Origin of the sequence: Flavivirga aquatica (assembly GCF_001747085.1) — a bacterium.
Lineage (GTDB): Bacteria > Bacteroidota > Bacteroidia > Flavobacteriales > Flavobacteriaceae > Algibacter_C > Algibacter_C aquatica.
Genome location: NZ_MDJD01000054.1, coordinates 372,814 through 396,632 on the forward strand (window position 1 = coordinate 372,814; position 23,819 = coordinate 396,632).

The 23,819-nt window shown below is 30.4% G+C and carries 22 protein-coding genes; 9 read left to right on the forward strand and 13 right to left on the reverse strand.

The features are described from left to right. The first annotated feature begins 98 nt into the window (after positions 1–98). Positions 99–2,069, forward strand: coding sequence for a DUF349 domain-containing protein (locus A8C32_RS15920; protein ID WP_069831399.1), 1,971 nt, complete (start codon positions 99–101; stop codon positions 2,067–2,069). A gap of 141 nt (positions 2,070–2,210) precedes the next feature. On the opposite strand, the gene mazG is transcribed toward A8C32_RS15920, so the two are convergent. The 3 genes from mazG to A8C32_RS20415 all read right to left on the reverse strand — a co-directional run bounded on the left by mazG (position 2,211) and on the right by A8C32_RS20415 (position 4,569). Further along, a complete protein-coding gene (gene mazG / locus A8C32_RS15925) occupies positions 2,211–2,984 on the reverse strand; it encodes a nucleoside triphosphate pyrophosphohydrolase (protein ID WP_069831400.1) in 774 nt (257 codons plus the stop codon). A gap of 72 nt (positions 2,985–3,056) precedes the next feature. Continuing rightward, on the reverse strand, positions 3,057–4,202 hold the full coding sequence (locus A8C32_RS15930; RefSeq protein WP_069831401.1) for an acetyltransferase domain-containing protein: 1,146 nt from the start codon (positions 4,200–4,202) through the stop codon (positions 3,057–3,059). Positions 4,203–4,383: 181 nt separating this feature from the next. Next, positions 4,384–4,569, reverse strand: coding sequence for a hypothetical protein (locus A8C32_RS20415; RefSeq protein WP_123803464.1), 186 nt, complete (start codon positions 4,567–4,569; stop codon positions 4,384–4,386). Positions 4,570–5,175: 606 nt separating this feature from the next. Between A8C32_RS20415 and A8C32_RS20785 the strand changes: the two genes are divergently transcribed. From A8C32_RS20785 to A8C32_RS15945, 4 genes are all read left to right on the forward strand, one after another. Then, positions 5,176–5,316: a hypothetical protein gene (locus A8C32_RS20785; RefSeq protein WP_165605858.1), complete on the forward strand. Its 141-nt coding sequence runs from the start codon at positions 5,176–5,178 to the stop codon at positions 5,314–5,316. Positions 5,317–5,345: 29 nt separating this feature from the next. Next, the gene (locus A8C32_RS15935) at positions 5,346–5,540 is read left to right on the forward strand and encodes a hypothetical protein (RefSeq protein ID WP_069831402.1); all 195 of its coding nucleotides are present in this window, start codon (positions 5,346–5,348) and stop codon (positions 5,538–5,540) included. 64 nt (positions 5,541–5,604) lie between these two features. Then, positions 5,605–5,919: a DUF3892 domain-containing protein gene (locus A8C32_RS15940; RefSeq protein WP_069831403.1), complete on the forward strand. Its 315-nt coding sequence runs from the start codon at positions 5,605–5,607 to the stop codon at positions 5,917–5,919. 258 nt (positions 5,920–6,177) lie between these two features. Continuing rightward, positions 6,178–6,831, forward strand: coding sequence for a hypothetical protein (locus A8C32_RS15945; protein WP_205635406.1), 654 nt, complete (start codon positions 6,178–6,180; stop codon positions 6,829–6,831). A gap of 276 nt (positions 6,832–7,107) precedes the next feature. Here A8C32_RS15945 and A8C32_RS15950 read toward each other — a convergent pair whose 3' ends face one another. From A8C32_RS15950 to A8C32_RS15975, 6 genes are all read right to left on the reverse strand, one after another. Then, on the reverse strand, positions 7,108–9,378 hold the full coding sequence (locus A8C32_RS15950) for an aconitate hydratase (RefSeq protein ID WP_069831405.1): 2,271 nt from the start codon (positions 9,376–9,378) through the stop codon (positions 7,108–7,110). Positions 9,379–9,776: 398 nt separating this feature from the next. Beyond that, positions 9,777–12,554, reverse strand: coding sequence for a bifunctional aconitate hydratase 2/2-methylisocitrate dehydratase (locus A8C32_RS15955; RefSeq protein ID WP_069831406.1), 2,778 nt, complete (start codon positions 12,552–12,554; stop codon positions 9,777–9,779). A gap of 349 nt (positions 12,555–12,903) precedes the next feature. Further along, positions 12,904–13,857, reverse strand: coding sequence for an AAA family ATPase (locus A8C32_RS15960; RefSeq protein ID WP_069831407.1), 954 nt, complete (start codon positions 13,855–13,857; stop codon positions 12,904–12,906). Between the two features lie 4 nt (positions 13,858–13,861). After that, the gene (locus tag A8C32_RS15965) at positions 13,862–15,319 is read right to left on the reverse strand and encodes a peptidylprolyl isomerase (RefSeq protein ID WP_069831408.1); all 1,458 of its coding nucleotides are present in this window, start codon (positions 15,317–15,319) and stop codon (positions 13,862–13,864) included. Continuing rightward, the gene (locus A8C32_RS15970; protein ID WP_069831409.1) at positions 15,282–16,133 is read right to left on the reverse strand and encodes a peptidylprolyl isomerase; all 852 of its coding nucleotides are present in this window, start codon (positions 16,131–16,133) and stop codon (positions 15,282–15,284) included. Before A8C32_RS15970 ends, A8C32_RS15965 begins: the two co-directional genes overlap by 38 nt. A gap of 3 nt (positions 16,134–16,136) precedes the next feature. Continuing rightward, on the reverse strand, positions 16,137–18,089 hold the full coding sequence (locus tag A8C32_RS15975; RefSeq protein ID WP_069831410.1) for a peptidylprolyl isomerase: 1,953 nt from the start codon (positions 18,087–18,089) through the stop codon (positions 16,137–16,139). Between the two features lie 124 nt (positions 18,090–18,213). On the opposite strand from A8C32_RS15975, the gene A8C32_RS15980 reads away from it, so the two are divergent. Beyond that, complete coding sequence (locus A8C32_RS15980) at positions 18,214–18,450, forward strand: hypothetical protein (protein ID WP_069831411.1); 237 nt, start codon at positions 18,214–18,216, stop codon at positions 18,448–18,450. Positions 18,451–18,598: 148 nt separating this feature from the next. Here A8C32_RS15980 and A8C32_RS15985 read toward each other — a convergent pair whose 3' ends face one another. Both A8C32_RS15985 and folE read right to left on the reverse strand, forming a co-directional pair. Next, a complete protein-coding gene (locus A8C32_RS15985; RefSeq protein WP_069831412.1) occupies positions 18,599–18,859 on the reverse strand; it encodes a hypothetical protein in 261 nt (86 codons plus the stop codon). Between the two features lie 57 nt (positions 18,860–18,916). Continuing rightward, positions 18,917–19,504 carry a GTP cyclohydrolase I FolE gene (gene folE / locus A8C32_RS15990; protein WP_069832076.1) on the reverse strand — a complete coding sequence of 196 codons (588 nt, stop codon included), beginning with the start codon at positions 19,502–19,504 and terminating at the stop codon, positions 18,917–18,919. A gap of 126 nt (positions 19,505–19,630) precedes the next feature. On the opposite strand from folE, the gene A8C32_RS15995 reads away from it, so the two are divergent. Both A8C32_RS15995 and A8C32_RS16000 read left to right on the forward strand, forming a co-directional pair. Next, a complete protein-coding gene (locus tag A8C32_RS15995) occupies positions 19,631–20,017 on the forward strand; it encodes a hypothetical protein (RefSeq protein ID WP_069831413.1) in 387 nt (128 codons plus the stop codon). Between the two features lie 157 nt (positions 20,018–20,174). After that, the gene (locus A8C32_RS16000) at positions 20,175–20,837 is read left to right on the forward strand and encodes an ABC transporter ATP-binding protein (RefSeq protein ID WP_069831414.1); all 663 of its coding nucleotides are present in this window, start codon (positions 20,175–20,177) and stop codon (positions 20,835–20,837) included. Positions 20,838–20,844: 7 nt separating this feature from the next. Here the strand turns inward: A8C32_RS16000 and A8C32_RS16005 are convergent, their stop codons facing one another. Further along, the gene (locus A8C32_RS16005; RefSeq protein ID WP_083253387.1) at positions 20,845–21,678 is read right to left on the reverse strand and encodes a carboxylesterase family protein; all 834 of its coding nucleotides are present in this window, start codon (positions 21,676–21,678) and stop codon (positions 20,845–20,847) included. A gap of 68 nt (positions 21,679–21,746) precedes the next feature. Continuing rightward, a complete protein-coding gene (locus tag A8C32_RS16010) occupies positions 21,747–22,928 on the reverse strand; it encodes an MFS transporter (protein ID WP_069831415.1) in 1,182 nt (393 codons plus the stop codon). Between the two features lie 92 nt (positions 22,929–23,020). Between A8C32_RS16010 and A8C32_RS16015 the strand changes: the two genes are divergently transcribed. After that, on the forward strand, positions 23,021–23,806 hold the full coding sequence (locus A8C32_RS16015) for a TIGR02757 family protein (protein WP_069831416.1): 786 nt from the start codon (positions 23,021–23,023) through the stop codon (positions 23,804–23,806). The last annotated feature ends 13 nt before the right edge of the window (positions 23,807–23,819 follow it).

The window sequence follows — 23,819 nt, forward strand, 5'->3', positions numbered from 1 at the left end:
TTATAATCGTTAAAACACAAGCTACAACTTTGTTAATAATTTACTTGTTAGTATCTTTAAAGTCTAAAGTAATTTAATGAACCTTAACATTTTTTAAAATGTCTGATATAGATAAACTGCAACAAGCAGAAGAAACTAGTGCAAATAATTCTAATGATAAAAACACTGAATTAAATGAAAGCCAACAAGAGAGTACTGCTCCTGTTGAAGATTCAAATGCCACAAAAGAAGACCTTGAAAACACTAGTGAAAAAATTGAGACAGCTTCAGATAATGATGAAGTCTTGAATGAAATAGAAGAATCTAATGCTGAAGACGCTGAAGATGAAGGGAATAAAGACAGACATACTATTGAGGTAAAAGCCTACGATACTATGTCTTTAGAAGCTCTTGCTATTGAATTAGAAAAGCTTTTGAAAAATGAAAAAGTTCAGGCAATTAAATCGCATATAGATAGTATAAATGCGGAATTTAAAACCAAATTTCAAGCACTTCTTGATGAAAAAAAGGAAGACTTCATTAATGAAGGAGGTAATGAAATAGATTTTTATTATTCATCCCCTGTCCAAAAAAGATTTAAAGAAGCCTATAAAGATTATAGAAAGAAGCTAAATGATCATTATCAAAGTTTAGAGAAAGACTTAAAACAAAATTTAGCTAACAAACTTGAAATTATTGAAGAGTTAAAAGGGTTATTAAACTTAGAAGAGAATATTAACACTACTTATAAACACTTTAAAGAGTTACAAGAACGTTGGAGAACTACGGGACCTATACCTAGAGATAAATATAATAATGCTTGGAATAGCTACCACCACCATGTTGAAATATTTTACGATTTTTTACATTTAAATAGAGATTTACGAGATTTAGATTTCAAGCATAATTTAGAAAAGAAATTATTAATTATTGAACGTGCTGAAGAGTTAGCTCAAGATGATAATGTGATGCGTGCTTTTAGAGAGTTGCAAGAACTTCACAAAATGTGGAAAGAAGAACTTGGACCTGTTGGTAAAGAACATAGAGAAGCAATCTGGGAACGCTTTAAAATTGCTACCAAAATAATTAATGATAAACGACAAGTTTATTATCAAGAAATAGATAAAGTTTACGAAAAAAACTTAGACGTAAAACTTGAAATTATTGCTAAGATTGATGCTATAAACACTCAAGAAAGTAATTCCCATAGTGCGTGGCAAAAGAAAATCAAAGATATTGAAGAACAACGAGAAGCCTTTTTTAGCGCTGGTAAAGTTCCAATAAAAGTGAATGAAAGTACTTGGGCTAAATTTAAAGAATCTGTAAGAACATTTAATAGACAAAAAAATGCGTTTTATAAAGATCTTAAAAAAGATCAATATAAAAACTTACAACATAAATTAGATTTAATTAAAATAGCTGAAGACAATAAGGATAGTGACGATTTTGAAGTAACCACTTCTTTGATGAAAAAAATTCAAAGTGATTGGAAAAAAATTGGTCATGTACCTCGTAAAGACAGTGATAAAATATGGAAACAATTTAAGGCTGCTTGTAATCACTATTTTGATAAACTTCATGCTAGCAGAAATGCTGCCAATCAAGAATATGTTGAAGCTTACAATAAAAAGAATGAACTTTTAAGTGTCCTGAAAGACTTAAAACTAACAGGTACTCAAGAAGAAAATATTGCTGTAATTAAAGACTATATAAATCAATGGAAAACGCTTGGTAGAGTTCCTAATGACAAGCGTTATATTGAAGGTAAATTTCAGAAAACTATTGACGAACTACTTAGTAGTTTGAAAATGGATAAGAATGAAGCTGAAATGATTAAGTATCAAAATAAACTTGATAGTATCAACGCTTCTGACGACAATAAAAACTTAGATAATGAGCGTACTTTTATTCGCAAAAAAATTGATGAAGTAAAAAGTCAAATCAATCAGTTAGAAAATAATTTACAATTTTTCACAAATGTTAAGGATGACAATCCACTTGTAAAAGAAGTTCATGATAACATTAAATCACATAAAGAAGCCCTAGATCTGTGGAAAATTAAATTGCAAAAAATAAAAGAGCTATATTAAGTAGACAAAATAAAAAACAGACTACAATAAATGAATTTCAAAGCTATAATTCAAGGCTATAAATTGAAACCATTTACTGAGAATTCAATAAAATAAAAACCTGATAAGCTTTAAAAGCTTATCAGGTTTTTATTTTAAAACTTAAAGACTTTTAGCTTCTTCCCAAAATACGTCCATTTCGGCTAGAGTCATATCTTTTAAAGGTTTATTCATACTTTTTGCTTTACTTTCTAAATATTGAAAACGTTTAGAAAATTTCTTATTAGTACGTTCTAAGGCATTTTCTGGGTTTATATTTAAGAATCTAGCATAATTTACCATAGAAAATATAACATCTCCAAATTCGCTTTCCATAGCATCTTGATTACCAGAGTCTACTTCTGCTTTAAATTCGTTTAACTCCTCCTCTACTTTTTCCCAAACTTGATTAGGCTCCTCCCAATCAAAGCCTACACCTGCTACTTTTTCCTGAATTCTATTTGCTTTGACTAATGCTGGTAAACTTTTAGGAACACCTTCCAAAACACTATTTTTGCCTTCTTTTAATTTTAAATTTTCCCAATTACGCTTTACATCTTCTTCGTTTTTAACTTTAACATCTCCATAAATATGAGGATGCCTATGTATTAGTTTTTCACATATACTATTGCATACATCTGCAATATCAAAAGCACCTTTTTCTCTTCCTATTTTAGCATAAAAAACCATATGTAATAATACATCTCCTAATTCCTTTTTGACCTCTTCTAAATCATTATCTAGTATAGCATCTCCAAGTTCGTAAGTTTCTTCAATGGTTAAATGTCGTAAGGTTTCCATAGTCTGCTTTTTATCCCATGGACATTGCTCACGCAATTCGTCCATAATAGTTAACAATCTATCAAATGCCTTTAGTTCTTCTGCTCTGGAATTCATTCTTGGAGTTTTAACAAAAATACAATTTTGGAATAAATATAAAATGTTAGAATTTATTAGTACTAGATTTCTTTAAAAATATTTTATGAGTTTTGAATTGCTCTTTCTTTTATATTCAGAAAATCTTTTGGTTGGAAAATAAAGTACTATAATAAATATAATTGAAACAATTAAAAGCTGATAATACTCTGGAAAAGAAAAATCATTTTCTTCAGTCAAAAAATTAGTAAATACTAATAGTTTAAAAACTAAAAGTAATGCGTATAAATGAATAATATAGAAAAACATTGGAGCTGCTCCCATTACTTTTAATAATTGCATCCATTTGTAGTTAAAATATTCAAAAAACCATAATAGTATAAAGCCAACACCTATAGTTAATAGCAAGTAGTTAAAAGAAGGTGGATACTTTGTAAAGTTAATAAAAGACATTACCGTTTTTAATGCAGAATCTTGTGTTTCCCATGGTAATGTTTCTCCATAAATATTAAACCCACGTAAGATTAATAAAAGGCTTAAACATATAGCTGAAAGTGAAACTAGCCACTTAGCTCTATTTTTAAAAGTACGTTCATGTTTATATAAAGCTCCTGAAAAGTAACCTAATAATATTAAACCAATCCAAGGTAATATTGGATATGACACTTTTACATTTACAACGCTATCTTTTAGTAAATAACCTCGGTCATGGAGTATCGTCCATAATGAAAACCCAATTTCATCATAATTAAATGAAATGGGCGTTAATATATTATGTCCAGCCACAATTAGAATACCTATAATTAATATTAATAATCTTGGTAGTTTGCTAAATAACGATAATGCTATCATGCTCATTCCAATAGCCCAAATTATTTGTAAATATAAAGTTTGATAAGCGCCATACCATGAAAAATTAACTACAGTCAATTCTAATAATAACAAGAAAATACCGCGTTTAAATAAAAACAAACTTGCAGATCTTGGCGGTTTATTTTTAGGATTAGCGTAAAGCCAAGCACCTAAACCTGTTAAAAACACGAATGTAGGTGCACAAAAATGTGTACTTATCCTTGTGAAAAAAAATTTAGGCTCTATAACATTAATATTCATAGGATCCGTAATAGGTATATTAGAAAAAAAACGTTCTCTTACATGATCTACAAGCATAATAATCATTACAAGACCACGAAGTATGTCTATTGAAGAAATTCTAGAGGTTTTAGTAGAAACTGTCATATTCAAAATTGTAATATTATAAAATTTAAAAACTAGTTTTAAATTTCTGGTTCAAAAATAGGTGAAATCCTACTATTCTATAGCTAAATTTAGAAAGTATATACTACATTTAACAAAAAAATTCTTGGTGTACCAGAAAACAACCTTGTAGGTATTAGTGCGCCTATCCAATACTATTTATTTAATAAATTATTAATAGATAAATAATTTTAAACTTATCTATTTGATAGTATAAAGCGCCATCTAATACAGCATGCTCTGAAATAAAAAATAGTGTTCCAAATTGAGATAATTGCTTAGAAGCTGCATTTTCACCTAGACCAAAACTAGGAATTAGAGATTGATTATTGAACATATATCGTCCCAAAAAACCTGCTAAATATTTTGGTAATCCAAAAGGTATTTGTCCGCCTCTAAAATTGTCTTTGCCTTCTGCAATACCAATTTATTAATGAAAAACTTAAAAACATTAGTAATCTTTTAAAGGCATATAATACCTTTAGAATATAGGCGCTTTAAAAAGAAAATTATTATGAGCATATATTTATAACTACTTAATTTTATAAACTGGAAAAAAAGATACCTCTTTGGTAACATAGAATGATAAAAATGTCTATAACTACTCTATGAATACTTTTATATTTAAACACAAAATATTAAAGCTATGTATTACAATTATTTAAATTATTTTTGAACAATAATTTATTGTTTTAATCTAGCCAAAAAAATTACATGAACTACTTCGACCAAGATTTCGAAGTATCAAATAGAAATTCCTTTTTTATTTAGACGCAAACGTCGGGGAATTAAACCCGAAAATGATTAAATTCGTTTAACAACCAATAAAATTTCATTGAAATGGATCTTTCTTTGCATTAGCTGTAATTAGAAAAAATCTCCAATACGGTTTTCCATAATTAAATTAACTTGTAAGTGAATATTTTAGCTAAATAATTTTAATAAACTTATAAGTATGAATATTATACAAGCTATTAAACCAGGTCCTAAACCAAAAAAAGAAGATGGCACTCCTGACAAAAGAAGACGTGTAAGACCTGAAACTAAGCCTAAACATCCAGGGTTAAAACCTCATAAACATAAACCTAACGACTAAATTTAATAAGAACTATTTTATTTAAAACTATGGTATTTACAGACGAAAAAATTGAAGAGATATGGAAAAAAGGAACTGTTGTTTCTGGTAATAAACCTAATGAATATAGAAAAGACCAATGTGGAGTTTGGATAGCTAAAAATCAATATGGAAATAGGAAATCAAAAAATATGGCTAAACCTGATGGAAAATTAGTTTGTACAATAGTAATCAAGCGGTGTTGATAATGTAGAAAATAATTACGTCAAAATAGATAAATATCTTTTAATATTAAATAAAAAAGTAATTATGGCAAGATACAGAATCTCAGGAGTAAGGAAAGACTATAATAACGTAATAACTCATTATGCATTTCATACAGTTAATAATAAAACAATTAGTAGAGCATCAAAAAAATCTAAAGTAGATGCTATAAAACTATTAGAAATCAATGAAAACTCTGCTATTACTTGGATTTGGAATTATTCTACTGCCTACTGGAAAATAGGAGAAAACGTAGAAGTGATAAATGGAAGTAATGGTAAATATCTAAGGTCAAACCCAGACAATACTAAAACAGACAATCTAGCAAATTTAATTGATTTCGATTGGATAGCTCCTTAAAAATTACAGCTAATAATACTATAATTAATATAAATTTAAGAGCTTAACCCAAAGTCTATGGGCATTTAACCAAATCCGCCAAACCTTTTTGATTTGGCTTTATAAAAAAGATAAAACTAAGTAAAAAGTTTTGGCTAAATGCTAAATCGAAAGTTAACTACTTTTAATTCCCGAACTAACCATAAACAATACATTAGCCATTATTTGCAAATGAAGATTAAGAAATTTTTAAAGAAAAACGAAATTTATTTTAACACTATGACTTCTCTATTACTAGGGTTAATGGCAATAATTGTTACGTATAATTCAAACATAATAGCCAAAGAACAAAAGCAAATGAGTTATTATGAGAATACGCCAGATTTTCACTTATCGCAAGAATACAAAAGAGATTCGACAGGTTACCCTAGAGAGGTTGCAATTAAAATAGCTAAATTCGGAGGAAAAGCAAAGAATATTTCTCTAAGAATTAGAAGTTTTGCTCACTTCGAAATTATCGATGAACAGAATAATAAATTGAATAAATATATCCATTTAAACGGCTATTTTAACCAGAGTTATAGAACAGGAGAAAACAAGGGGGATATTAGATTACTAAAAGGCCTTGATAACAATAAAAAATTTGCTGAATTCACAAGAAGGATGAATGCTGGATTAACAAAAAAAGGGTATACTTCTATGTCTATTAATGCCTTATTTATCGTGAAAATTAATTACACAGATTTTCTCAATAATGAAAAGTATGAATATTATGATATTAGCTTTGCTGATGGCGTATTAATTGAAAAAAGTGATTTCAGAGTTGAATTATTCGAAAATAAAAAACCTTTACCTAAATCTATTCCTATCACAAGAATCGAAGATGAGGATATTGAAAACTATTTGAAAATCGTAGTAAATAAGGAACAGTAGCTAAACTAATATAAGAAAAAAACATAGACCTTTTAGGCTTAATTTAATACCATTTTAATCATAAAATGATGCATCTCAATTCATTATTTTTATACTTAAATTAGTATAAACAAAAAAGAGGCTGTCTAAAAAGTAAGTTTTTAGTTTAAATGTCACATTGAGTACAATCGAAATACTTTGATTTTCAAAACATTAAAACTTCGACTGCGCCCAGTTAAACAAGTACTAATTACTTTTTAGACAGCCTCTTTTAATTTCATATAATTAACTTCTTAATTAAGAAGCATTCTCTTTTTTTATTAAGTTTAAAGCAGAACCTTCGTTATACCAATCTATTTGAGATTGATTATAGGTATGGTTTACTTTAATAACATCTTTACTTCCATCTGCATGCACGGCTTCAATAGTTAATTGTTTTCCTGGAGCAAATTCATTTAAATCTAAAAAGTTAAAGGTATCATCTTCTTGAATTACATCGTAATCTGCTTCGTTTGCAAACGTTAAACCTAACATCCCTTGTTTTTTAAGGTTTGTTTCGTGTATACGTGCAAACGATTTTACAATAACTGCTGCTACACCTAAATGTCTTGGTTCCATAGCGGCATGTTCTCTAGAAGAGCCTTCACCGTAGTTATGATCTCCTACTACAATAGTTTTCACTCCTACTGCTTTATATGCTCTGGCGGTATCTGGTACGCCACCAAATTCTCCTGTTAATTGGTTCTTAACAAAATTTGTTTTTTTACCAAATGCATTTACGGCTCCTATTAAACAGTTATTAGAGATATTATCTAAATGCCCTCTATAACGTAACCATGGCCCCGCCATAGAAATATGGTCTGTTGTACATTTACCAAAGGCTTTTATTAATAGTTTTGCGCCTTTTATTTCGCTACCAATAGGCTCGAAAGGTATTAATAATTGTAAACGCTCGGAGTCTTCTTTAACGGTTACTTGTACATGGCTTCCATCTGCTTCTGGTTCTAAATAGCCGTTATCTTTAACTTCGAATCCTTTTGGTGGTAATTCCCATCCTGTTGGTTCTTCGAACATGACTTCTTCGCCATTTTCATTGATTAATTTATCTTTTAAGGGGTTAAAATCTAAACGCCCGGCTATGGCTATGGCTGCTGTTATTTCTGGGGATGCCACGAATGCATGTGTGTTTGGATTGCCGTCGGCACGTTTCGCAAAGTTTCTGTTGAAAGAGTGTACTATACTATTTTTTGGTGCATTTTTAGGGTCGCTATATCTTGCCCATTGGCCAATACATGGGCCACAGGCGTTGGTGAATATTTTTGCGTCTAATTTTTCGAATACATTAAGAATGCCGTCTCTATCTGCGGTATAGCGTACTTGCTCAGATCCTGGGTTTATCCCTAATTCTGATTTCATTTTTAGACCTTTATCTAAGGCTTGTTGGGCTATTGAGGCTGCTCGCGATAAATCTTCGTAAGATGAATTGGTACACGACCCGATTAAGCCCCACTCTACTGCTAGTGGCCAATCGTTAGCTTTTGCTTTTTCGTTCATTGCTGTACCTACTTCTGTAGATAAGTCTGGTGTGAAAGGGCCGTTTAATAGAGGGCCTAGCTCTGATAAATTAATTTCGATTACTTTATCGAAATATTGTTCTGGGTTGGCATATACTTCGTCATCGGCAGTTAAGTATGTTTTTACTTGGTTAGCTGCATCTGCGACATCTGCTCTATCTGTAGCGCGTAAATAGCGTTCCATAGAGGCATCGTATCCAAATGTAGAGGTTGTTGCGCCTATTTCTGCTCCCATATTACAAATGGTACCTTTTCCTGTACATGACATAGCTGTGGCTCCTGGTCCAAAATATTCTACTATAGCATCTGTTCCTCCTTTTACGGTTAAAATTTCTGCTACTTTTAAAATCACGTCTTTAGGTGCTGTCCAACCTGATAATTTTCCTGTTAATTTAACACCTATTAGCTTAGGGAATTTTAGTTCCCATGCCATACCTGCCATAACATCTACTGCATCTGCTCCTCCTACGCCTATGGCTACCATACCTAATCCTCCTGCGTTTACGGTATGCGAATCTGTTCCAATCATCATACCTCCTGGGAATGCATAATTTTCTAATACAACCTGGTGAATAATACCTGCGCCTGGTTTCCAGAAACCTATACCATATTTATTAGAAACCGATTCTAAAAAATTAAAAACTTCGCTACTTACATTATTAGCATTTCTTAAATCTGCTTCAGCGCCTTCTTTAGCTTGTATTAAGTGATCGCAGTGTACTGTGGTTGGCACTGCTACTTTGCTTTTTCCTGCTTGCATGAATTGTAATAACGCCATTTGAGCTGTTGCATCTTGACAAGCTATTCTATCTGGAGCAAAATCTACATAGTCCTTTCCTCTAACAAACGCTTTAGTGGGGTTTCCTTCCCATAGGTGGTTGTATAGTATTTTTTCTGAAAGTGTTAATGGTTTCCCTACAACCTCACGTGCTTTATCAATACGTTCTGCCATTTTAGCGTAAACGCTCTTTATCATTTCTATATCAAATGCCATATTCTTATTATAATTTTAGTTTTTTTGATGTTCTCTAAGGTACAAAATAAGTACACGAATGAAAAACAGAAAGTTACTATTTTTTAGCGGATAAACTTGCGTTAGGGATTGAACGGCTTGTTTGAAATCCTTTTTAAATTGTGGTCATTTAGTTTGATTAGAACTAGAATTAAACAGATTATCACAGTCGTACCAATTTACAAGGACGTTTAAAAAGATTGAGTAGTGAAAGCCCGACCCTCGTGGTAACGCCCAAATTCTGGATACAATTATGACGAAGTAATCTGTATTTTCAAGAGATTGCCACAGTTCTATCTCCTTTTGCTATGACACTCTAAACTAAAAAAGTCCGAATCTAAGATTCGGACTTTTAATATATTATATAACAATTAAATAATTTACATTACTAATTGCTTTTGAGAAGGCTTAAATTTAGTTAAAACAATACCATCTACTGCTTTTTCATACTCTTCTAGGGTTGGTGTTCTTCCTAAAATTGTAGATAACACAACTACTGGTGTAGATGATAATAAAGATTCTCCTTTTTTATCTCCTGAATCTTTTACTACTCTTCCTTGGAATAAACGTGTTGAAGTAGCCATTACTGTATCTCCTGGTTCTGCTTTTTCTTGGTTACCCATACATAAGTTACATCCTGGGCGCTCTAGGTATAGCATGTTTTCGTATTTAGTACGTGCTAAACCTTTTGGTGCGCTATCGTCGAACTCAAAGCCTGAGTACTTTTGTAATACTTCCCAATCGCCTTCTTCTTTTAACTCATCTACAATGTTATATGTTGGTGGCGCAACTACTAAAGGTGCATTAAATACAACTTTACCTTCTTGTGCTTCAATGTTCTTTAACATTTGTGCTAAAATTTTCATATCTCCTTTGTGTACCATACAAGATCCTACGAATCCTAAGTCTACTTTTTTGGTTCCTCCGTAGAAAGATAATGGCCTTATTGTATCGTGCGTGTAACGTTTAGAAACATCGTCATTATTTACATCTGGATCTGCAATCATTGGTTCTGCAATCTCATCTAAATCAATAATAACTTCTGCATGATATTTAGCGTTGGCGTCTGGTCTTAAAGCTGGTTTTATTCCTGTTTTAATTTCTGTTATTCTAGCCTCTGCTTTGTCTACTAAACCTTTAAGTACTTGCTTTTGGTTATCCATACCTTTATCGATCATGATCTGGATTCTACCTTTTGCAATCTCTAATGATTCGATTAAAGTATCGTCTTCTGAAATACAGATAGAGGCTTTAGCTTTCATCTCTGCTGTCCAGTCGGTAAACGTAAAGGCTTGATCGGCAGTTAGTGTTCCTATATGAACCTCGATAATTCTTCCTTGAAATACGTTTTCTCCTCCAAACTGCTTTAACATTTGTTGTTGTGTAGCATGTACTACATCACGGAAATCCATATAAGATTTCATAGCTCCTTTAAATGTTACTTTTACGGATTGTGGAATTGGCATAGTTGCCTCACCTGTTGCTAATGCTAAGGCTACTGTTCCTGAATCTGCTCCAAAAGCAACACCTTTAGACATACGTGTGTGTGAGTCTCCTCCAATAATAATATCCCAATCTCCTACTGTGATATCGTTTAATACTTTATGAATAACATCTGTCATTGGAAAGTATTTTCCTTTTGGATCTCGTCCTGTAATTAAACCAAAGTCATTCATAAATTGCATTAACCTTGGAATGTTAGCTTTAGACTTATCGTCCCATACTGAAGCGGTATGACATCCAGATTGATATGCACCATCTACGATTGGAGAAATTACTGTAGCTGCCATCATCTCTAATTCTTGAGATGTCATAAGTCCTGTAGTATCTTGCGATCCTACTATATTTACTTCTACACGAACATCTGATCCTGCATGCAATGTTTTTCCTGGCGTTGTACCTACTGCATTTTTGTTGAATATTTTTTCTACTGCTGTTAATCCTTGCCCTTCAATAGAAATTTCTTTTGATGTCGCATATACTTGAGGTGCTTCAATACCTAAAGTTTTAGCTGCGAATGTTTGCAATTTTTTACCGAAAACAACGGCATAAGATCCGCCTGCTTTCATAAACTCCATTTTCTGTGGTGTAAATGCCGCAGAAATGTCTTTTAATTCTTTATCTCCGTTATAAAGTTTCTTTTCTTTAGTATTAATGGTAAGTACTGTTCCTGTTTTTACAGAGTATACTTCTTTTAAAATAGGTTCTCCATCTGCATCAACAATAGTATTTCCTTCTGCATCTTTTTGTTTTTCCCAGTTTTTAAGGTCTAAACCAATACCACCTGTTACACCTACTGTAGTTAAGAAAATTGGAGAAATTCCGTTTGTTCCTGCTATTACTGGTGCTATATTAATAAATGGTACATATGGACTAGATTTAATTCCTGTCCATAAAGCTACATTGTTAACACCAGACATTCTTGACGAACCAACTCCCATTGTTCCTTTTTCTGCAATTAGCATAACCCGCTTATCTGGGTGCTTTTCTTGTAATGCTTTAAGTTCGTTTTGCATGTCTTTATTGTGCTCAAATAAACACTGACCATGTAATTCTCTATCTGATCTAGAATGTGCATCGCCTCCTGGAGATAACAAATCTGTTGAAATATCGCCTACTCCTGCTATGTATGTTACAACATCTATTTTTTCGTCTATTTCTGGCAATTTGGTAAAGAACTCTGCCTTTGCATAGCTTTCTATAATATCTTTAGCGATATCGCTACCTGCTTTGTATGCTTCTTCTAAACGTTCTGTATCTGCTTCGTAAAGAAAAACCTGAGTTTTTAAAACATCTGAAGCTTGTTTAGCTATAGAAGTATCTTCTCCTAACGCTAAATCTAACAATACTTCTACTGAAGGACCACCTTTCATATGTGATAATTGCTCAAAAGCAAAGGTTGGAGTAATTTCTTTAACTACAGACTCACCTATAATGATTTCCTTTAAGAATTTTGCTTTTACACCAGCAGCACTAGTAGTTCCTGGTAAAACATTGTAGATAAAAAAGTTAAGAGAATCTTCTCTATACTCGTTATCTAAATCTTTAATTTGGGCAATGATTACGCTTAGTAATTCAGCACCGTCAATTGGCTTTGGATGAAGCCCTTGACCTTTTCTTTCTTCGATCTCCTTAAGGTAGTCTTTATAAGTGTTCATATGATATATAATAGAATTCTTTTAATGTTAAATGCTGACTTATAAAACAGTAGTTAATACACTATCTTATTTCTTATTTTTTAAAGTTTTGCAAAGTACAAAATTAAAGTAAAATTGTAAAAAGAAACCGTCTAATACAACAAGTCACTATATTAAATTAGTATAGTGACATAAATTATTAATATGATTATTTATTTATCATATTTTTAATATCAAATTTGAATATATGATAAGTTATTCAAAAAAATATTTACAAATAAACTCCAAATCTCTTAAATTCATTTTTTGGTTTTTTCAGATTTTTTTTACAAAAATATTCCAAAATGAACTAAAAATCTATAGTATTTTACTAAAACAAGCTTTTAATAATTTGTTCCTCTGTAATATTTTCTGCCTCTGCCTTGTAGTTTTTAATAATTCTATGTCTTAAAATACCTATTGCTACAGCTTGTACATTTTCTATATCTGGAGAAAACTTCCCATTAATTGCTGCATGAGTTTTTGCTGCTAATATTAAATTTTGTGATGCCCTTGGTCCTGCACCCCAATCGATATAAGATTTTACTAATTCTGGGGCTAATTCTGAATTTGGTCTTGTTTTTCCAACCATTGATACAGCGTACTCAATAACGTTATCTGCTACAGGAATACGTCTTATTAAATGTTGAAAATCTATAATTTGTTGTGCCGAAAATAAAGCGTTAACTTTTATTTTTTTATCTGTTGTAGTAGATTTTACAACCTCAACTTCTTCTTCAAAAGTAGGATAGTCTAGGTTTATAGCAAACATAAAACGGTCTAACTGCGCTTCTGGTAAAGGGTATGTTCCTTCTTGTTCAATAGGGTTTTGAGTTGCTAAAACAAAATATGGCAAACTTAATTTATAATGATGCCCTGCTACAGTAACAGCACGCTCTTGCATAGCTTCTAATAAAGCAGCTTGTGTTTTAGGCGGGGTTCTATTAATCTCATCTGCTAAAATAATATTAGAAAAAATAGGCCCTTTTATAAATTTAAAATGACGATCTTCATCTAATATCTCACTTCCTAATATATCACTAGGCATTAGATCTGGAGTAAATTGTATGCGTTTAAAATCTAATCCTAAAGCCTGAGCAATGGTATTAACCATTAAGGTTTTTGCTAAACCTGGCACGCCTATAAGCAATGCGTGACCTCCTGAAAATACGGATATTAAAATTTGACTAACAACTTCGTCTTGACCAATAATTATCTTGGCTATTTCAGTTTTTAAATCTTTAAATTGTGTTACAAATTTTTCAATAGCGACTACATCGGACATATTCTTACTTTTTTAACCAGTTACCAGAAAACTTGCAATCTCTATGTTCTCCACTAATTTTAATATAAGTATCTAGTATTTTTGATTCTTGCCATTTCTCTATGGCTTTTATCTTCTTCTCTTCGAGTGCTAATTGTTTTATTTTTAAATAATCTTGAGCATAGTCTGCTTTATGCTCATCAACTCTATCTGTAACCGTTAAAAGTTTAAACTTAACATTTCTAGATCTATCTTCTTCTTTTAAAACTAAACTTATTTCATCGTCTTTTAAGTTCTGAATTTGTGAATATAACTCTGGATCCATTCTAGTTAATTCAAAATTATAGTCTTGTGTTGTTGGGTTTATTAACTGACCGCCGTTATTTTTTGTTTCTTTTTCATCACTTGCTTCTTTAGCAGCTTCAGAAAATGAGATACTACCCTCAACAATTCGTTGTCTTACTTTTTCTAAGCGTTCCTTTGCATCTTTTATAGCTTTACTAGATACTTTAGGTGTTAACAAAATATGAGCAACATCATACTCTTGTCCTCTAATTTTTTCTAACATAATAATATGGTATCCAAATTCTGTTTTAAAAGGCTCTGATATTTCTCCTTCTTGAAGTGCAAATGCCACTTGTCTAAATTCTTTAACCATTCGAGGTTGCTTTCTGTTTAAGGTATATTTACCTCCTTTACTTGCTGACCCTGGATCTTCTGAATATAATACGGCTTTAGAACGAAAGCTAGCTCCATTCTCTACAATATCTGCTTTAAATTGTTTTAACCTATCTATTACTTTTTGTTTTGCCTCTTCACTTACTTTAGGTTCTGCAACGATTTGCGCAACTTTGAGTTCTGTTCCAAAAGTTGGTTTTTCTTCTTCTGGTATTTTATTAAAAAAGGAACGAATTTCTTCCGGCGTTATCTCCACTTCTTCAACAATTTTAGCTTGCATTTTTGATGCCAATTGGTTAGCCTTGTTTATTTCAAACATTTCATCTCTAAAACTCTTTTCATCATCTTTTTTATAAAATGCTAAGAGTTTTTCCATAGAACCATTGGTTTGTTGTAAAAACTGTTGAATTTGGTAATCTACATTTTTTCTAATTTCAGCATCAGATACCTCTATACTATCTTGAATGGCATGGTGTGCATATAACTTATCCTCTAATAATTTACCAAATAGTTCGCATTTCCCTATTTCACTTGTATTAACACCTTGTGCTTGTAATTGTAAATATGCTTTATCAATATCTGAATCTAAAATAATATAATCACCAACTACTGCTGCTACGCCATCAATTTTTTTTGCACTTTGCTTATTTGTGGAATCTATTTTCTTAGTAACTTTTTCTTCTTTTATCTCTTCCTTAATAACTTCCTGCGCATACGTAAAACTTACTGATAGTATGGTTATGCATAAAATTGATATATCTCTCAAATTAGTTATAAATTTCAAATTGTTTATTTTTAATAGCATCTTTAGTAATATCTTTTTCTAATCCCCTTATAAGCTCCAACTTCCTTTTGTTAATCACAATTTGATCTATAGTTGGCTTAACGTATTGTAATGGAGCGATGTCGTTTCTCAACAGAACACCATTAATTTTCATCAAATATACTCCTAATGAGTCTTTGAGTTGAATAAAATTAGTTTTTTTTAACAGTTGATCCTTGTTTTCTAACGTAACTACTGGAATTTTCTTTATAACTTGACTTAATTTTACCCAAATAGAGTCATTGAACGAATATGATTTAAATTGTATTGATATGGAATCTAGTACCTTTTTGTCTTCAAAATTATAGCGTTTAAATTTTTCTTCAATATCATCATAATCCATAATATTTTGATCGACATGTATGTAACGAAACTTAATGAGTTCTTCATTCAATTTAAAAGCTTCCTTATTATTATAATAATAATTTTCAGCCTCTTTTTTAGGAACTAAAGTGTCTATACTACGTTTAACCAATGCTTCTATATAAGCTTTAGTGTATAGATCATTTTTATACTGAACAACTAACTTATTGAATGCTTCTTGTTTTTCTTCATTTAAATTTAATCTGGCTCCATCTACAAACAACTGTTGGGTTGCCCAACGATTAATAAAATTTTGAACAATAAGTATGCTATCTTCTTTAGGTGTACCTTCTGAAACCAGCCCCTTGATATCATCATAATACAAATAAGCTTCATTTACTCTAGCAATGGGAGATTCATCATTTGATTTTTTAAAAAAATCACATGATGATATCAATAACACTAAAAACAATATGATGAATTTTATACGCACTTATTATTTTTTAATTTGAGATTTTATACTTTTTAAAACTTCTTGATTTATATTTATTTTATATTTCACACTCAAATCTTTAATCCAATTCTTTTCTTTATAAGTTTGGTAATCGCTAATAACTGCTCCTTTAGATTCTTCAAATGTTTTTTGTTCTTTTGGTAGTACATCTTTAACTTTTACAAGTACAAAAGCATCATTGTGTTTATATATTTTTGAAACACCCTTTTTAAAACTAAACATTTTTGGAAGCGATTGGTGCTCTGCATCCATTAGACCCGAAGTAAATATGACTTCTACTTTATCACTACTATTTACAAGTGACTTTATTTCATCTAAAGCCATATCTTTTTTCAATAATTTCGATACTTTTTTAAGTATTTTTTGCTTAGTTGAAGATGCAACAACGGCATCAATTCTTTCAGATTGTATGTAATTCTTTTTATTCTTATTATAAAAATCTTGAATACCAATGGAATCTGTTTTCGCTGCATTCCAAATTGTTGACTCCATTAATTCAAATAGTAACAATCCATCTCTATATTCTCCTACAATATGTGCAAATTCTTCATTTTCATTTTCTAAATTATCTTCTTGATACTGAATTAAGTTACTGTTTAAAAATGCTTCGTATTTATTTGATATAACATTTTTATAAGAACTTTTCTCTACAGTACGTCCTTGGGTTTTGATTAAATAGTCTCCAAAATCTTTATAAAAAAACTGCTTCTTTCCTATTTTAATTAATGTTTTGTCTTCTTTAAAATCACTTGGTAATTTCCATGTTCTTTTAAAATAATCATCATTAAGAATTGACACAAAATAATCTAATGCTGGTTGTTTATCACTAATACTATAGTGTGCTTTAAGTTTCTTAACTAATGCTTCATCAATTAATTTAGATCTATCGTCACGTTTTATTTTCTGCTCTAATTCAGACTTTATCACTTCGAATTCTGGCACAGGTTTCTTTTCATATAACTTAACAATATGCCAACCATACTTGGTTTGAAAAGGCTTAGATACGTCTCCTATTTTTTCTAAATTAAAAGCTACATCTTCAAACTCTTGTGTCCCTAATTGCCCTCCAGAAAAAGGTGATAACATACCGCCTTTTGGAGCTGAATTTTTATCATCTGAAAACTGTTTAGCTAAAGCCTCAAAACCTTCTCCTTGATTTATTTTTTTGTATATCTCGTTAATCCTAACTTCTGGTTTTTCAGCCAAAGAATCATTCTTCTTACTAACTACCATTATATGTGCAACAGTACGTTCTCCTCTAGACTTTCTTTTATCTGTAACATTAACTATATGATATCCAAAACGTGTTCTAAATGGTTCTGAAACACTCCCTACTTCTGTATTGAATGCTGCATTTTCAAATTTGTAGACCATTTTAAACCCTGAAAAGTAACCTAGTTTTTCTCCATAAACAGTTTGTCCGTTATGTACTTCTTTTCTAACATTCTCAAAACCTTCGCTTAAAGTTCTATCTCTCAGCTTTATTATTTTATTATATGCTACTAGAGTATCTTCTGGATTTGCGTTTTCAGAAATTTTTATTAAAATATGACTCGCTTTTACATCATAAGAAACTCTAGTGTATGCTTCCTCTATTAAAGCATCTGTAACTTTAGCATCTGTAACAAAACTTTTAGCTAATTGTTTTTTATAACTAGCCAATTCTCTAAGATAAGATGGCTTTTCATGAAGACCTAATGCCTTAGCTTCTTTTAACTTTAATTTATAATTAGTAAAAAGTTTTAAATACTCATCAACATCTTTTTGAGATTCATCCTGAACCAAATCAAGATTTTTATTATAAACTCTTAAAAATTCTGAGGCATAAATAGATTCGTTATCAATGGTAAAAAGCACATCTTTATTTGTTGATTGCCCACTTACATTTAATATTGATAATGTTAAAAATAAAGTAAATAAATATCTTAATTGCATAGAATGAAAATTATTAAACGGTTACAAAAATACTAATATAAACCTATAATACAAGTTGTTTTATAAACGATTAAAAAAAGCATATATTACACTTTTTTTAAAATTAAAATCTTAAGTATAGTTGATGAGAAAACTAAAATTAATTTGGGATTTCCACGGACCAAATGCCAGTAAAATAGCACAACACCACGAAATTCACTTAAAAGAATATATTCAATTGGAGAACTTAAATATCTCCATTACTGGATTTGAAGATTTAAATAATCTTCATACTATAGCTTTTTTGGTAGTAAACGAAAACGATATGAAACCTATAAGAGATGCTTTAAAACCACATAGAGGACAAGTTTATATTGAATAAAATTTCCATTATAAAACAAACAAAAGTAAGACGTAAGAAATTAGGAGTTATCAAAATCATCCTATTTTTTATATTTAACAGATAAAATAAAACCTCTTAGAATTAATCGTAGAGGTTTCTGTTTTTATACTATTATATGCAAGTCATTTTATTCCTTTTTTAGAACATACGTATAGAACCACATTAAAGTAAATGTAGGTATAACATCTAAACCAGGAAGCGCTTCTTCGGCAAAGGTTATAATTCCTGCTATTTTACCAGGTTTTCCCTTATAAAGGCTCGTCATTAACCAACCAGATACTGGCGCCCAAATAATATCTGAAAACTCTCCTATTCCTGGAATTATAAAAGATGCGCATCCAATTGCATCTAAAATAATACCTAGTACTAATTTTTTATATTTATTCATTAAGTAATATTTAATATATCACTATAAACAAGAAATATACCAATTTTCATTACAATACTACTTTCCAATTAACTTTAAAAACTCATTTCTAGTCTCGCTCTTTTCAAATTGACCTCTAAATCCAGAGGTTGTAGTAATCGAGTTTTGCTTTTGCACACCACGCATCATCATGCACATATGAGAAGCTTCTATAACAACAGCAACTCCTTGAGGTTTTAAAGTGTCATTAATACAATCTAAAACTTGCTCTGTTAAACGTTCTTGCACTTGTAACCGTCTAGCAAAAACATCTAAAATTCTTGGCAACTTACTCAAACCTACAATATAACCATTTGGTATATATGCTATATGGGCTTTACCAAAAAATGGCAAAATATGATGCTCGCAAAGTGAATACAGCTCTATATCCTTTACAATAACCATCTCATTATAAGATTCTTTAAACATAGCGCTTTTAAGAATCTCTACAGGATCTTGATCATACCCCTGAGTTAAAAACTGCATAGCTTTAGCTGCTCGCTCTGGAGTTTTTAAAAGTCCGTCACGCTCTGTATCTTCCCCTAAATCTTGAATAATATTTTTGTATCTATCTTTAACATCATCAGTTACTTTCATATTATACTCTTCAAACTTCTTATAAGGCATATCTTTTTTCAATCTTTTAATGAGTTTTTATTTTTAATTAAATATAGAATTTAAAATGAACTTAATCATAAAACAAATTCTTAATTTCACTTCAACAATTCTAACCAACAAATTTAAAAAACAATAATGATTAAACTTGTACGTATTATTGATGCCATTCCGAATTTAGGTTATCTTCTTTTTTCCGCAGCTTCATTATTAATATTTCTTTTAACTTACTTCTTTAATTATAATGTAAATACATTAGATATTACGGAAACAGCCTCTTTAATATTTGGATACTCAGCTTTAGGTTTTATTATTAAGAATGGGAGTTTCACAAAAAACAAAAATAAGTTTTTTAAATTTTTCTTATTAAGTATTTCTGTTTTATTAATAGGTACAGTACTCAAAATACTACACTTAAATTATTCAAAAAAAGTTTTTCTATTAAGTTTTAGCTTAATGAGTTTATCATATTCCCTCTATTTTGTTAAAAAGAAATATAAATTAGTTTTAGATTATTTTAAATAGATATACTTCACCAGTATAGTACTTCTAAAGCTAATTAACATAAATCACTTCCTATATTTTGATGAAATTTGGATAATTAATTTTATTTCTACAGTATTAGTAGTAATATTGATTTATTTTAAATATAAAAAATCACCAAATTGGTTAAGTCAATAAAATGATTCGAGCAAAAAACATACATAAAAATTACGACGATCTACATGTTTTAAAAGGTGTAGATATACATATTAAAAAAGGTGAAATTGTTTCAATTGTTGGCGCTTCTGGAGCTGGAAAAACAACTTTATTACAGATATTAGGCACACTAGACCGAGCTTCTTCAAATAAAAAATTTGAATTAAGTATAAATGGCACTAATATTAGCGCTGTTAAAGATAAAGCTTTAGCCAAATTTAGGAATGAGCATATTGGTTTTATCTTTCAATTTCATCAACTCTTACCTGAATTCACTGCTTTAGAAAATGTTTGTTTACCTGCTTTTATTAAAGGTACTAAAAAATCTGAAGCAGAAAATCGAGCTAAAGAACTTCTAGATTTCTTAGGTTTATCCCATCGGTACGATCATAAACCAAATGAATTATCTGGCGGAGAACAACAACGTGTTGCTGTAGCTCGAGCTTTAATAAATAAGCCTGATTTAATTTTTGCCGATGAACCTTCTGGTAACCTTGATAGTGAATCTGCCGAAAATTTACATAAGCTCTTTTTTAAATTACGTGACGAATTTGGACAAACTTTTGTTATTGTAACCCATAATAAGGAATTGGCTGATATGGCTGATAAAAAACTAACTATGGTTGATGGTAAAATTCTAATCTAAATTCGTTTTATTCATTTTTTTGAGCAAACAACCAATCTAATAAATTAGGTGTGTCGTAAGCCAGAGGCCAACAAATATGAGCAACATTTTTTAACTCTGTATATAAAGGGGCTCCTCCTGCTCTTTTTATTGATGCAATCATATCTCTAGAAAAGTTTACAGAAACAGCTGTATCTATTTCTCCATGAAAAGCCCAAACTGGAACATCTACAATTTTATGTGCCAATTTAGGGTTTCCACCCCCACATATAGGAATAGCTGCCGCAAACATTTTAGGGTATTGTTGAATATAGTGCCATGTACCAAAACCTCCCATAGATTGCCCTGTAACATAACGTCTAGTAGGATCTATAAAAAATTCTTTTTCTATAGATTTAATAGCATCAAAAACTAGAAATTCAATATCTGTAAGTGTATTTAGTCTATGGCTTGAAGAAACTCCCCAACTAGAATTTAGTGGACATTGCGGCACAAAAACAAAACAAGGATAGTCTTTTCTATTTTTGGACTTAGTCAGTATTTGAGATGGCCAGCAACTTGAAATTTGTTTAATATTATCTGTACCTCGTCCTCCTGTACCTGAAAGACAAACTACTAATGGATATGTTTTTTTAGGATCGTAGTTTAGTGGCTTTAATAAACGATAATTTAATGTATCATTTTGAGCATTCACATATACTCTTGCTTCAAAAAGTTTAGCTACTTCTAAAACATGTTTCGCTCCTTCTCTATGTCGTTTTATTGAAGTAATATTATCTTCACTAGTTGTTTGAGCTTGTGTTTTTGATATTTGAATAATCGATATTATTATTGATAAAAATAGAGTTATAAACGCCTTCATCTTTTTGTATATTAGTAGAGTACACTATTAAGTATTAAAGATACTATTATATTTTATAAAAAAACCATTTACGAAATAGTCTTAATTTTTCGTTTGTTATATAAAGCTATCAGTCCTAAAAAGGGACCAACAGCAAGTATTATAAAGAGGTATTTAACATTAACCATATTAATCAATACATTAAAAACCTGAATACTAACAATAGTTATTGCAAAACCTATAGAATTTACAATAGTAAGTGCTGTTCCTTTATATTCTGAGATAGTATTTTGGGCTACAAGTGATGAAAACAAGGGAGAATCTGCAATAACAACCATGCCCCAAAACACAAGAAAACCTATAAAAAGAAACTCATTATTAATCATAAAAAAAAATGGTGATAATAAACAACATAAACATGACAAGGCTAATGCGCTAAAAGCTATTTTTTTTGCTCCAAATATTTGAGATAAATATCCAGATACTACACAAGCAAAAGCACCTACTCCAATGATAATAAAACTAAGTATAGAAACACTATAACTCATTGTATTATGTACTTTCATATAAGCTGCTAATAATACAGGAATAAATGCCCAGAATGTATACAACTCCCACATATGTCCAAAATACCCAAATGCAGCACCTCTAAAATTAGGTGCTTTAAAAACTTTATATAATACCGAAAAATCTAATTTTGAAGCAAGCTTTCTATATGGCCCATTAGGTATAAATACAAGTATAAGCACACCTCCTAATACTGCCAATCCAAAAGTAATGTACACAACTAATTTCCATGGTAACACAGTTTCTAAACCATTTAAAAAATGAGGGAATGCTGTTCCTAAAACTAAAGCCCCAACTAAAAACCCTAATGATTTGCCTAATCCTTCTCTGTAATAATCTGAAGCTATTTTCATTCCTACAGGGTATATACCTGCCAAAAAGAAACCTGTTAAAAACCTAACTACAAATAAACTAATTATACTATGACCTCCATAAACCATCATTACATTAAAAACAGCGGCAATTATAGCACTAAAAAAGAATACTCTTGATGGTGAAAACCGGTCTGTTATCGTAAAAAGTGCAAATAAAAATGTTCCTAAAATAAAACCAAATTGTACAGCTGAAGTTAAATGTCCTAGTGCAGATGTATTCAAGTTAAAATTGCTCATCAAATCCTCCATAATACCATTTCCTACAAACCATAATGAAGTACAACAAAATTGAGAAAAAACAATAATGGGTAAAATTCTTTTTGAAGACATCTTTAATAAAATTATAAAATGAATTTAATTTTTAATCGAGGAACAATATAAGACGTTTTTAAATTCAACTTATTACAATACTTTTGTTAATTATGAATGATACATTAAAAAAGTTAAGTAAAACCGAGCTTAAAGAATTTCTGGACGCTAAAGTTCAACAATATAATAACCCTAAATTTATTGAAAGTGACCCCATACAAATTCCGCATATATTTAATAAAAAAGAGGATATTGAAATTTCAGGTTTTTTAACAGCCACTATAGCCTGGGGAAACCGAAAAAGCATTATTAATAATGCTAATAAATTAATGAATTTACTAGATAACGCTCCTTCGGATTTTGTAATGAATCATCAAGAAACCGATTTAGAAAAACTACAGCCTTTTGTACATAGAACTTTTAATGGTAATGATTGTGTCCAGTTTATAAAATCGTTAAAACATATTTACAAAAATCATAACGGATTAGAGTCTGTTTTTGCTAAATCTTCTAAAAACGAATCTCTGCAAACTTCTATTTCTAAATTTAAAACTATCTTTTTTGAAATTGAACATTTACCTAGAACTCAAAAACATGTTAGCGACCCTTTAAAAAATTCGGCAGCTAAACGCATTAACATGTTTTTACGTTGGATGGTAAGAAATGACAATACTGGTGTAGACTTTGGTATTTGGAAAAACCTTTCTTCCAGTCAACTCTCCTGCCCTTTAGATGTACATTCTGGAAATGTTGCTAGAAAATTAGGGCTATTAAACAGAAAACAAAATGATGCTAAAGCTTTATTAGAATTAGATACAGCTTTAAGACAATTAGACCCAAAAGATCCTGTTAAATATGATTTTGCATTATTTGGATTAGGTGTTTTTGAAGGATTTTAACATTTGTTTTATT